Annotated in this window: 5 protein-coding genes; all 5 read left to right on the forward strand. The window is 65.7% G+C overall.

What is annotated here, in order from left to right:
• Positions 1-2233, forward strand: a 2233-nt coding sequence (locus tag ACFWP0_RS23075; RefSeq protein ID WP_377846016.1) for an Ig-like domain-containing protein, incomplete at its 5' end; no start/stop codon positions are given.
• Between the two features lie 107 nt (positions 2234-2340).
• Positions 2341-6834 (forward strand): Ig-like domain-containing protein, encoded by a 4494-nt coding sequence (locus tag ACFWP0_RS23080; RefSeq protein WP_377846018.1) that lies wholly within the window; start codon positions 2341-2343, stop codon positions 6832-6834.
• Between the two features lie 140 nt (positions 6835-6974).
• Positions 6975-7898, forward strand: a complete 924-nt coding sequence (locus ACFWP0_RS23085) for an OmpA family protein (RefSeq protein WP_377846020.1) — start codon at positions 6975-6977, stop codon at positions 7896-7898.
• 102 nt (positions 7899-8000) lie between these two features.
• Complete coding sequence (locus ACFWP0_RS23090) at positions 8001-11564, forward strand: Ig-like domain-containing protein (protein WP_377846022.1); 3564 nt, start codon at positions 8001-8003, stop codon at positions 11562-11564.
• Positions 11561-12745, forward strand: coding sequence for a hypothetical protein (locus tag ACFWP0_RS23095; RefSeq protein ID WP_377846024.1), 1185 nt, complete (start codon positions 11561-11563; stop codon positions 12743-12745). The genes ACFWP0_RS23090 and ACFWP0_RS23095 overlap by 4 nt, the downstream gene beginning before the upstream one ends.
• Positions 12746-12929: the final 184 nt, after the last annotated feature.

Raw genomic sequence — 12929 nt, forward strand, 5'->3', positions numbered from 1 at the left:
CGCCACGGCCGGCGGCACCGTCATCATCTATGACGGGGCCACCGAGATCGGGCGCACCACCAGCGACGCCTCGGGCAACTGGAGCTTCACGCCCGCGGCCGAACTGTCCGAAGGCGCGCACAGCCTGACGGCCACCGTGACCACGGCGGCCGCCGGCGAGAGCGATCCCACGCCCGCCTTCGAGTTCCGCATCGACATCACCAAGCCGGAGAAGCCCCGCCTCGGGGAAGGCCTCGAGCAAGTGACCGACGATGTGGGCGACATCCAGGGCCCCATCCGCAACGGCGGGGTCACCGACGACTCGACGCCGACGCTCAGCGGCCGGGGCACGCCGGGCGATACGGTCCATGTCTACGACAACGGCACGCGGCTGGAGCCGGCCGTCGTGGTCAAGCCCGATGGCGCCTGGACCTTCACGCCGCCGGTTCCGTTCGTCAACGGCCTTCACTCGCTGACCGTGGTCTTCGAGGACCCGGCGGGCAACCGTTCGGATGCCTCCGACCCGTGGGTGGTCGAGGTGGACACCGTTCCGCCGGGACGCCCCAGCATTGATGGGCTGTACAACAACGAGGGCGCCAGCGAGGTCTCCATCGCCGAAGGCGGCTCGACCAACGACACCACGCCGGTGCTGCGTGGCAAGGCCGAGGCTGGCTCCACCGTCAAGATCTATGACGATGGCGACCTGGTCGGCGCGGCCACGGCCAATCAGAACGGCGACTGGGAGTTCACTCCCACGCAGGATTGGGACGAAGGGGAACACGAGTTCACCGTCCAGGCTACGGACGAGGCCGGCAACACGAGCGGTCCGTCCGCTCCGTGGAAGGTCATCTTTGTCCTCGACGCGCCGACCATCGAGCACGGCATCGACGACGAGGGGCCGCAGCGCGGCGATCTCCAGGCGGGCGACGTGACCGACGACACGACGCCGGGCTTGTCCGGGCAGTCCGTGCCGGGCAGCACGATCATCGTCTACGACAACAACCAGGAGATCGGCCGGACCACGACCGGCAGCAACGGCACATGGGTCTTCACGCCCGGCACGCCGTTGTCCTATGGACCGCATTCCTTCTCCGTCGAGGCCATGGACGCGGCACAGCACGTCAGCGGCAGGTCTGCGCCTTTCGAACTCATCCTGTCGCCGGTGCCGGTGGCCCAGGTGTTCTCGATGGGCAAGGATTCGGGCCACGACGGCAACGACTTCCTGACCAACAACGGCGGCTTGGGGCGCCTGATGCAAGGCGAACTGAGCGGCGCGTTGACGGTCGGGCAGGTGCTCCAGGTTTCCACCGATGGCGGACAGACCTGGGTTGACGCCTTCGTGAACGGCCTGGACTGGGTCGCACAGGACAACAATGCCCACAGGAGCAGCTGGACCATCCAGACGCGCGTGACCGGCCCTGGCGGACAAGGCTACGTCATGAGCCAGGACGTGACGCTCACCCCGCCCGGCGCGCAGTACACCCCCAAAGCGCCGACCTCGGTCGGCGCCCAGGGCGGCGAGCTGCTGGTCGGATTCGACCCGGCCAACGTCGCCGCCGGCGACCGTATCGCGGTCGTGGCGGACGGCGGCGCGAGCAAGTTCGAGTACACCCTGACCACCGCCGACATCGCTGCCGGCCAGGCCAGGCTGGATATCGGGCAGGCGTCCGGCCCCAGCGCCGCCATCGTGGATCAGTCGGGCAACATGTCCGAGTACGCGAGTACCGGCGCGGCGCCCAGCGTGAACCAGGCCGTGACGGGCGATGTGTCGGAAGTCTACGGCTCCAGCCACGACAACATCTTCACCGTCGATAACGTCGGCAACCTGCAGGACGTCAAGCTGATCGAAGGCGGCCTGGCCAGCAGCTTTGACAGCCCGGGCAAGGACACGCTCAAGCTCGAAGGCGCGAACCAGGTGCTGGACCTGACGACCTGGCAAGGCCGCTTGAGCTCGATCGAGATCATCGACATCACCGGCACCGGGAACAACACCTTGAAGCTGTCGCTCAGCGACGTGCTGGACCAGGGCGCCCGCGGCGTGTTTGTCAACGAGCCGACGATGCAGATGGTCGTCAAGGGCAATGCCGGCGACAAGGTGGAACTCGACGACCTGCTGCCCAATGGCCTGGACACGGGCGACTGGGAAGGCTTGGGCTCCATCACTGTCGCGGGAGTGGGCTACGAGGTGTATCGCCATAGCGGCGTGGACGCCGACATCCTGGTCCAGGAAGGCGTGCAGTTGAACCTGGTCTAAGCCTGTCCAGCCCGGCGCCCGCCAGAAGCGGGCGCCGGGCTGGCGGCCCCAGGCTGCGGACGCCCTCTGGACCCCTTGATTTATCGCATATCCATTAGGAAACCCAGATGAAAAAAACGAATTGGAAGTCCGGCTTCGCCGTGCTGTCGGATAGACGCAGCTTTCAGCTTCAACCGTTGGAGACGCTTGAAGACACGCTGCGGGTTCCCGCGATCGAAGGCGGCAAGTACGTGTTCACGGAAGCTGCCGGCTCCCCGCTGGGCGAGGACCTTGCGGCCGCGCGCTCGGCCGACGACCTGTACCTGAGCCTGCGTTCGGCGGGCTGGGAAAAGCCGGTCGCTATTGTTGAGAATTTCTATGCGAAGCCGGGCGACGTCTATGGCATGGACAGCGACGGCGCCTATCAGCGCGTGCTGAGCGCCGACGCTTCGGTTGCGCAAGGCCCGGTCGCCGTGACGGCCCAAAACCTGGGCAGTTGGCACCAGCAGCAGGAGGCCGTGGCGCTGCATCATGTCAGGCAGTCGGTGCAGGCCCAGGCCTCGCCGCAAGCCAATCCCGCCGCCGTGCCGGACGCAGGCATTCCGGCAGCCGCGGATGCGGTGTCGCCGCAAGCCGATCCGGGCGCTGCGCAGCAATCCGCCGCGCCTTCCCCGGCCGCCAGCTTCGCGCTTGAAATCACCCATATCGTCGATAACGTCAGCCTCAGCGGCGAGGTGCGCGAGCTGGGCACCAACGCGATCACCGACGACAACCAGCCGGAAATCTTTGGCACCGGCCCCGCCGGCGCGCGGCTGGAAATCCTGGACGGCAGCGTCGTCATCGGCAGCGTCACGGTCGGCGTGGATGGAACGTGGTCCCTGGCGCCCGATATTCCCTTCTCCGAGGCCGGCCATATCCTGTCGCTGCGCGATGCGGCGACGGGCCAGACCTCGTCTTCCAACTTCATCTTCATCGTCGATACGATCGCCCCGGCCAGCACGTCGATTGCCTCGGTTTCCGAGAATCTGGCAAATCCGCAAGGCGAGCCGATTCCGGAAGGCGGCTCCACCCGGGACAACACGCCCACCATCAGCGGCCAGGCCGAGCCCAACGCCCTGATCACGATCTACAACTTCGGCGTGGCGATGGCCGCTATCAGCTCGGACGTGCGCACCGGCGCATGGAGCTGGACGCCGCCGTTCCCGCTGCCCGATGGCCAATACAAGTTCTCGGCCCGGGCGTCCGACTTCGTGGGCAACGGCAGCCTGATGTCGCGGTCGTACGCGATCACCATCGACACGATTCCCGTGCCGAGCGCCACGCCCACCATCCTGTCCATCACCGACGATACCGGTTCGTCGGCCACGGACTTCGTCACCAAGGACGACACGCTGCTGGTGCGCGTCCAGGTCGCGGGCGACCTGAACCGCGGTGAAGTGGTGCAGGTGTCGATGGATAACGGCGCGACCTGGGGCAACGCCACCCAGCAGGGCAACCAGTGGGTATACGACAACACGGCGAACGCCCTGGCGGAGGGCGAACGCACGCTGCAGGCCCGCGTGGTCAACACCAAGGGCGAGCCGGGCCCCATCGCCTCGCAAGACATTGTCATCGACATGACCGGCCCCCGTGGCGGAGACTACGAGGTTTCCATACAAGTCTACGGGGATGATGCCGGCCCGAAGCAGGGCGAGTTTGGATCGGGAACCGTTACCGACGATACCTCGCCCCTGCTCAAGGGGACCGTCAAAGGCCTGCAGCCGGGCGACGAGGTGCACATCTACGCCGGCGGCCAGTACGTCGGGAAGGCCGAAGCCGATGGGGCCGGTGGCTGGACCTATCCGCTTTCCGGCCTGGCCGAAGGCAGCTACAGCTATACCGCCGTCATCGTCGACAAAGCGGGCAACCTGGGAGAGACCTCCAGCGCGTTCGGCATTGTCGTGGACCTGTCGGCGCCCAAGACCGCGCCGACCATTTCCGAGATATACGACGACATCCTGCCTTCGGCGGGCTGGCTCAAGAGCGGCGCCACCACCGATGACGTCTCGCCGCACCTGCGCGGCAAGAACGCCGTGCCCAATGGCCTGGTCAATATCTACGACAACGGCAAGCTCATCGGCCAGGCCAAGGCGGACGCCGGCGGCAACTGGGACTACGATACGCAGCAGAACAACGTAAAGCTCGCCAGCGGCCTGCACGCGCTGACCGCAAGGAATGTCAGCGCCGCCGGAACCGAAGGCCCCCAGTCCAGCGAGTTCGACGTCCGCATCGAAGTCGCCTCGACGACGAACAGCAACACTCCCTACTCGGGATTGGGCTGGGACCTCAAGAGCGCCGGCGACTTCAACGGCGACGGCATCGAGGACTTCATTGTCAGCGCGCCGGCGAACCAGTACGACCATAAGCACGACATCAAGGGCTCGAACGCCTATCTCGTCTATGGGACGACGGCCGGCCTGCCGAGCTTCGAGAACGGCATCGAGAGAATGACAGCCGGGCAAGGCATCAAGCTTGACGGTTCCGGCCTTACCGCCGGCGACAATGCCAAGACAGGCCTGTACGTCAAGGGCGGCGGAGACTTCAACGGCGACGGCTACGACGACATCATCGTGGGTTCGCACCTGGAAGACGGCGCGCACGTGATCTATGGCCGCGGCGACAAGCCGGGCACGCTGTACCTCAAGCCCGCCTACGACGGGGCATCCACCTACGCCACCCGCATAGGCTGGGGATCGGCCTGGGTGGGCGCCGATGCCGCGTTCGCGGACGTCAACGGCGACGGCTACGACGACCTGCTGGTGACCGACTCGCACGAAGGCGAGACCCACATCATCTATGGCGGGGAGAATGCCAAGCAGCTCTATGGCGGCCACAACCTGAAGATGCCAGCCGGCAACCCGACGATCACGGACATGGCGACCGGCAAGCCGATCGACCCGAATGCCTACACGACCTTCAGGGGCACGGTTGCCACCGGCAGCACCATGAATGCGGTGGGCGACGTCAACGGCGACGGCATCGTGGACTTCGTCATCGCCGCACCGCGCGAAACCGCCTTCGGCATGGCCGAAGCCGGCAATGCCTACCTGGTCTTCGGCCAGCGCGGCGGATTCGCCCCGACCATGGAGCTCAAGGACATAAGGCAGTACGGCGTCTTGCTCCAGGGCACCGAAGTCGGCGAGCAGCTCGGCGACGTCAAGAACGACATGGGCAAGAACGCCCATGGCAACCTGTGGTTCGGCAGCTCGACCACCGTGTCGACCCTGGGGGACATCAACGGCGACGGCGTGGCGGACTTCATCATCGGTTCGCCGGGCTGGGGCGACAAGAGGCTGAACGACGCCAATTCCCCCGGCCGGGCGTACGTCATCTACGGCAAGCGGGACCAGAACTGGTCGGACATCGACCTGAGCAGGCTCAATGGCGTCAACGGCTTTGTCCTGAACTCCAATGACATGGGCTACGCGCAATTGGGCAGCGGCGTCAGCGGCGGCTTTGACTTCAACGCCGACGGCATCGATGATTTCCTGGTCGGCGCGCCCAACGCGACGATCAACGGCGGCACGTGCGCCGGCGCGGCCTATCTCGTGTACGGCCAGAAGGGCGGCGGCTTCAGCGCCAATACGAACCTCGATACGCTGGTCAGCCAAGGCCGGGCGATCAAGTGGACGGGGCTGGCCGACGACCGGCTGGGCTCCAACACCGCAATGGGCGACTGGAACGGCGACGGCGTGGCGGATATCGCCATTCCGTCATGGGAGTCCGACGCCGGCGGCAACGACGCAGGCAGCTACAAGATCTACTACGGCGAGACCGCCGAGCTGACCCAGGGCTTTACCGGCAACGCCGACGTGATCGGCGGCGTGGACGGCGCGGTCGACCGGATCGCGGGCGGCGGCGGCGATGACATCATCTCCGGCATAGGCCGGGACGACGTCGTCTACGCAGGCGCGGGAGACGACCGCATCACCGTCGACCAGGCCTCGTTCGTGCGCGTCGATGGCGGGCTGGGCGTGGATACGCTGGTGTTTGGCGGCAGCAATCAGGTCTTCAACCTGTCGCAGGCGGGCGAGAGCGTTCGCGGCATCGAGCAGTTCGACCTGGGCAGCGGCAACAACCGCCTGCAGCTCTCGCAGAACGACGTGGCGCGCCTGGGAGAAGTCGGGCTGGTCACCAGCAGCGGCAAGGTCCAGCTTCTTGTCGAAGGCGGCAGCGACGTCAAGGTGGACCTGTTGACGCGGAGCGGCGCCGACCAGTGGCTCAAGCTGGGCACCCATACGCTCGATGGCGATGTCTTCGACGTATACACGGATGCCGCCCGCACGATAGAGGCGTTCGTTCCGCAGAATTCCGCTCAGATCGTCTTTGGCGCAGGAGTTCCGTTTTACCTGGACGAGGTGCTGGGCGACAGCCCGGATGCATTGTTCCCGCAAGAACCGGAGAGCGTCGCCGACCTGATCGCCAAGGATGGCGCCGACTCGATCAGGGTGGACGGCCTGTTCCCAGAGGCCAGCGATTGGGGCGCCGATGACGCCGTTGCGGCGGATCCCGCCAGATGCGAAGGCTATCCCATCGACGCGTACGTCCCCGCGCCGTTCGAGCAAGAGGTCGCCATGGCCTGATGCAAGCACTGGCGGTGCGGACGGGATGCCCGTTTCCATCCGCCATGTCTTACCGCTGGACAGGCCTGCAGCAGGGATGTCCAGTTCCCTTTTTCATAACGTCCGGCCGCTACCCCAGCGGCCGGGCGGGAGTTGACGATATGTTTCGAGTGAAGAATTTCCTGAGTACGGCAATCGCCGGCTTCGTACTGTTCGCGGTGCACGCGGGGCTGGATCCGCAGGCCGCCGAGGCCCGAACGTCCATGGCGGCCTTTGGCCAGAACTATGTGCCCGTAACGCCGGCCACCAGCGAGCAGGCCCAGCTCGTGTACTTCCGGGACGGCGCGGCCGGGCAGGATGCGCCCGGCGCCAACGTCTACATCGACGGCGAGTATCACACCACGCTGCTGCCTGGCGGGTTTACCGTTATCTGCCTGGCGCCGGGCGACCATACGCTGGGCGCCTTCGAGAACGACGCGCCGCTGTACCGCGGCAAGACGGACCTGATCTACCGCGCTACTGTCACCGCCGGCGATACGTACTTCGTCGCCGCTGGCCGCGGCAAGGAGGGCGCCCCGGTTCCGGTGAGCCGCGCCGACGCCGAGCGCGGCCTGGTCAACGCGCGCGAACAGATCCATGTCGTGTCGCGGGCCTCGACGGTGCAGCCCTGCCAGAACCCGGCCGGGCAGCTGAAGACGCAAGACCTCATCCTGAGCAGCGACGTGCTGTTCGCCTTCAACAAGTCGGCATACCGCGACATCACGGCGGAAGGCCGCGATCACCTGGAAGAGCTGGCCAGCAAGCTGGCGCAAAGGCAGCAGGACATCGAGGAGATCATCGTCATCGGCCACGCGGACCAGATCGGCGGGGATGCGTCCAACATGCGCCTGGGCTCCGCGCGCGCAAAGACCGTCATGGAATTCCTGGCCGAGCATGGCGTCAGGCGCAGCCTGCTTTCCATGAAGAGCATGGGCAGCAGGGACCCGGTCGTGACCGACTGCGAAGGCAGCCGGTCCGAGCTGATCGCCTGCTATGCGCCCAACCGTCGCGTCGTGATCCGGATCAATAATCTGAACGCCAACTGACGTCCGCGTCCTGCTACTGAAAGACACCGCCCGGAATCAGCCGGGGTGGTGTCTTTTTTTCGTGCGCCATCGCGCGTGGCAATCTCATCCGCAGGAATAAAAATGAAGAAAATGAACTGGAACTCCAACTTCGCCGCGCTGTCCGACAAGCGCAGCTTCCCGGTCCAACCCCTGCATGCGTTGAAGGATACGCTGCGGGTTCCGGCCTTCGAGGGCGGCAAGCATCTGTATGCCGAAGCAGCCGGCGCGTCCTTGGCGGCCGATGCCGCGCCAACCAAGGCCGCGCCAGCGTCCGCCGCCGCGCCCGCGTTCGGCGATCTTCCGATTGCGGTCACGCATATCGTCGATGACGTCAGCACCAGCGGCGAGGTGCGCGAGCTGGGCGCCAACGCGATCGTCGACGACAACCTGCCGGTTATCCTCGGCACCGGCCCGGCCGGCGCGCAGCTGAACATCCTGGATGGCAGCACCGTGATCGGCAGCGTGACGGTCGGCGCGGATGGAACCTGGTCCTTCGCGCCCGAGATCCCCTTTTCCGAGGGCGGCCACATCTTGTCGGCCCGCGATGCGGGGTCGGGAGCGCCGCCGTCGTCCAGCTTCATCTTCATCGTCGACACGATCGCCCCGGGCAGCACGTCGATTGCGTCGGTCAGCGAAAATCTGCTGAACCCCCAAGGCGACCAGGTTCCGAACGGCGGGCCGACCAAGGACAACACGCCGACCCTCAGCGGCAAGAGCGAGCCCAACAGCCTGGTCACGATCTACAACTTCGGCGTGCCGGTGGCCAGCATCACCTCGGACGTGCGCACCGGCGCGTGGAGCTGGACGCCGATGTACCCGCTGCCCGATGGCGAATACAAGTTCTCCGCCCGGGCGTCGGACTTCGTGGGCAATACGGGCCTGTCATCGAAGTCGTACACGATCATCGTCGACACGATTCCCGTGCCGACCGCGAGGATCGCCTTCGTGGGCATCACCGACGACACGGGGAGCTCCGCCACCGACTACATCACCAGCGACAATACGCTGCTGGTCCGGGTCGAGGTCGACCGGGCGCTGAACCCGGGCGAAGCGGTGCAGGTCTCGATGGACAACGGCGCAAGCTGGTCCAATGCTGTCCAGTTTGGCAACCACTGGGTGCATGACAACACCGCCCGCGCCCTGGCCGAAGGCGAGCGCACGCTGCAGGCCCGCGTCGTCAACACCAAGGGAGAGGCTGGCCCCGCTACGTCGCAAGACATCGTCATCGATCTCGCGAAACCGGCTCATTCGGTATCGATCACGACGTACGTCGATGACGCCGGCGAGTCGCAGGGCGAGTTCAGCTTCGGGGCGGCGCCGTCCACCGACGACAAGTCGCCGCTGCTCAAGGGAACCCTCGATCCGGCGCTGGGCAACGGCGAGCGCGTCGCGATCTACCGCGACGGCGAGCACCTGGGCTTTGCCGACGTCACTGGTACGACGTGGAAATACCAGGACGCAGGGCTGGGCGACGGCCGCTACGTCTACACGGCCCGCGTGATCGACGCGGCTGGCAACGAAGGCGACGACTCCGATCCGGCGACGCTGGTCCGCGAGGATATGCTCACGCTCGCCGCGACCGACACGGCCGTGCATGAGGCGGCCCTCGTGAACGGAACCGGCATCGACTGGGCCGCCAATGACGGCAGCACGACAAGCGATCGGACGGCGGGCGGCGACTTTACGCTTGGCGGCACCGTGACCGAGGTCGCGTTCAGGCTCGGCGGCGAGGAAAGAACCGTCAGCGTGGGCGAGCTTGCGAGAAATCCGGCCTACAAGCTGGCCGGCGACACGCTGGAGATCACCAGCCACGGCGACGGAAAATACAGCTATACGTACACGCTGGACACGCCGAAGGCGCACGATACCAGCGGCGGCGCCGTCGGCGAGACGGTCCGCAACGACCTGGCCATCACCGCCAGGGACGCCAATGGAAAGTCGGTGTCGGAAACGGGCCGGGTCGAGATCGTCAACGACGAATTGCGCGCGTCGCCTGGAGCGTTCCTCGTCGGCGATTCCCGGGCGCCGGTGGCGGGCGTGAACCTCACGCTCGTGCTGGACAGATCGGCGTCGATGGAAGGGACGACGAACACGCCGCAAGGCATGCAGACCAAATGGGACATCCAGATCAAGGCGATCCACGATCTCCTTGATAAGTACGCCGACACGTATGCGTCGGGAACGGCGTTCCATATCGATTTTGTCGTCTTCAGTACAGGCGTGGACTACAGCCAGGGCTTTAGTTCCGTCGAGCAGGCCAAGAGCTGGCTCCAGACGGTCGGGCGCCCGGACTTTCTCTCCACTACCAATTACCACGCCGCCTTGACCGAGGCGCAGAAACTGATCCGGCAGTCCTTCGATGTGCTGCCGGGCTGGGAACAGAAGGTCTATTTCCTGACGGATGGCGAGCCGAATGAAGGCGAGGTGCCTCAAGCCTGGGTCAACTTCGTCAAGGGGCCCTACAAGGATCTCCTTGAGGTTTACGGCGTCGGTATCGACGCCGGAGCCACCGCGGCTTCGCAGTACATCAAGCAGGCCCTGGGCCCGGGCGACAAATACCTCAGCATCGCCGATCCGGCCGACCTGGCCGAGGCGTTGAAGAATACGGTCGCTATCGAGGGGAATCTCTTTGGAGCGGACGTCGGGCTCGGCTATCGGCAGAGCATTGCGCTTGGCGGCGATGGCGGATTTACGCTGCTGAAGGTGACGGTAGGCGGATCCGAGCATGTGTTTGGCGCCACGCCGGTCACCATCGTCATCCAGCCAGGACTGTCGATCCAGATCGCCGCCGACGGAAGCTTCAAGGTCGACAGCGACGGTCCGCTGCCGGATCTTCCGGTTGCGATGACCTTCGACGTGGTGGATGGCGACGGAGACAGGCTTACCCTTGGGGAGATCCTGCACCTGGGCAAGACTTCCACGTTGAAGATCGAGGCTTTCGTGGACGAGGCCGGCGTCGAGCGCGGCGTCCTGGGCAACGGCGGCAAGACCGACGACGTCTCGCCGCTGCTGAAGGGCTCGCTGGCCAACAGCCTCCAGGCCGGGCAGCGGGTCGACATCCACGAAGATGGCCGGCTCGTCGGGACGGCCACGGTCATCGGCAGGGATTGGAGTTTCCAGCTGGAGGACGTAGCCGCGGGCAAGCACAGCTATACGGCCGTGCTCGTCGACGGCAATGGCGACGGACTTGAAATGTCGCGCCAGTTCCTGATCGACGTAAACCGCGACCCGCAACTCGCCATCGACGGTATTGGCGACCAGGCCGCGGCGAAGACGTACGCCATGGCCGATGGCAGCCATTGGGTGTTCTATGCCTCGGACGAAGGCAAGCTGCTTGACTACCGGCTGTATGCGCGGCATTTCTCCGCCGACGGCAAGGCGCTCGGCGAGCCGGTGGCGATTGCCCAAGGGGCGGCGGCCGGCGACCGCTACATCGGCTATTCCGGGGAAAAGGGCCAGCAGTATGTCGCCAACTACGACGTCAGCTTCAAGCCTGACGGGTCCTTCATGGTTGCGTACGCGACCAACGGCGGCGACGCTGACCTGGCCAACGGGACCGGCGGGAAACTGTATCTTTCGAGCTTTGACGCCACGGGCGATTTCATCAAGGATCTCGCGGCTGGGGGGCCACGACTGTCGCAATGACGCCCAAGCTGGTGACGATGGACGATGGCTCCTTCGTCCTGCTTTACAGCGGCGGCTCGATGGATGCCGGCTCGCCCGGTGCGTCCGCGATGCCGTACTTCCAGCGGTTCCGGGCCGATGGATCGCCTGTCGATGCGAACGCGCAGCAACTCGGCGGGAATCTTGGCGGGTATCGAGACTACAACGCCTCGCTTCCCAGCGGCGCGGCAAGCGCCAAGGCGGGTACGGACGGTTTTGGCGCGGTCGCGCTTGATGCCGGCTCGTTCGGCGTCGTGTTCGGACGAGGCGAGCCGGCTGACGTGTATTTCCAGGCGATGAGCTTTGCGACCGGAGGGACGATCGGGAGCCCCTTGCAACTGAACACCCAGGCCGCCGGCTTCCAGATCGGCGCGCAGATGATCGAGCTCAAGGGCGGAGGCTACGTGGCCGTGTGGGCTTCCAACCACACGGCGGGCGGGCCGGTGGGCTCGATGGACGAGTTCAACGTCTATTCGCGGGCGTTCGACTGGAACGGCAGCACCCTGGTTCCGCGCTCTGGACCCGAGGCCATGGTCAATACGTCGACGGAGGGCGTCAACGGCGTCTCCTTCGACGTGCTGAGCGTGCAGCTAGGCGCGGCCGCATTGGCGACAGGCGGCTATGCCGTCGTCTGGGCCCGTTCCACGGGCTTTAACACGGCGGATATCTATGGGCAGGCGTTCGACGCGGCGGGCAACAGGGTGGGAGGGGAGACCCTCATCTCGGCCAACACGGATACCTCGCCCGACCTGATGCCGACCGTGGCGGGACTGGACGATGGCGGGTACCGGGTCAGCTGGGTGCATTCCGATCCGCTCTATGACCGGACCGATTTCAAGGGGGATGTCTATACCAGCGTCGTCGATGCGAACGGGAATCTCGTCCAAGCGGCCCTGGATGAGGCCGATCCGGAACAGGTAGACGGCATGCCGGCGCTTCGCATCGAGGATCTGCTTGCAGTCGGGCAGATGGACCTGCTGCTTGACGATGAGGAGGCCCAGGCGGTCGTGGATGGACCTGGCGACGAGGCCGCGCAAGCCGCGCTGGATGACTGGATCGCGCAGGTCGACTCGCCTGTGGATAGCACTGCGGCCAATGTCTACCGCGATGCGGCGGCAAGCCTGCGGACGGCGGCTGAGGAAGAGACCGTCGGTTTGGTGTAAGCCGAGCGGGGCGTGGGCTTGCCCGCGCCCCGATGCCGGCTGTTCTTCCCGCCGTCTGGAGTAGTCCATATCAAGTTCGGATTTTTCAGACAGGCTTGGCGTCTCGGGGGCTCTACAGTACCCGGTGCGATCCAGTAAATGCGGGCAATGGGCACATTCCCGGGCCCGCCCTGAACGGCCAGCC

The sequence above is a fragment of the Achromobacter sp. NPDC058515 genome (assembly GCF_042721735.1).
Lineage (GTDB): Bacteria > Pseudomonadota > Gammaproteobacteria > Burkholderiales > Burkholderiaceae_B > Achromobacter.

Bases quoted from the DNA above. Each gene is read 5' to 3' on its own strand.
- ACFWP0_RS23080 (WP_377846018.1), top strand. From the start codon at position 2,341: ATGAAAAAAACGAATTGGAAGTCCGGCTTCGCCGTGCTGTCGGATAGA.
- ACFWP0_RS23085 (WP_377846020.1), top strand. From the start codon at position 6,975: ATGTTTCGAGTGAAGAATTTCCTGAGTACGGCAATCGCCGGCTTCGTA.
- ACFWP0_RS23090 (WP_377846022.1), top strand. From the start codon at position 8,001: ATGAAGAAAATGAACTGGAACTCCAACTTCGCCGCGCTGTCCGACAAG.
- ACFWP0_RS23095 (WP_377846024.1), top strand. From the start codon at position 11,561: ATGACGCCCAAGCTGGTGACGATGGACGATGGCTCCTTCGTCCTGCTT.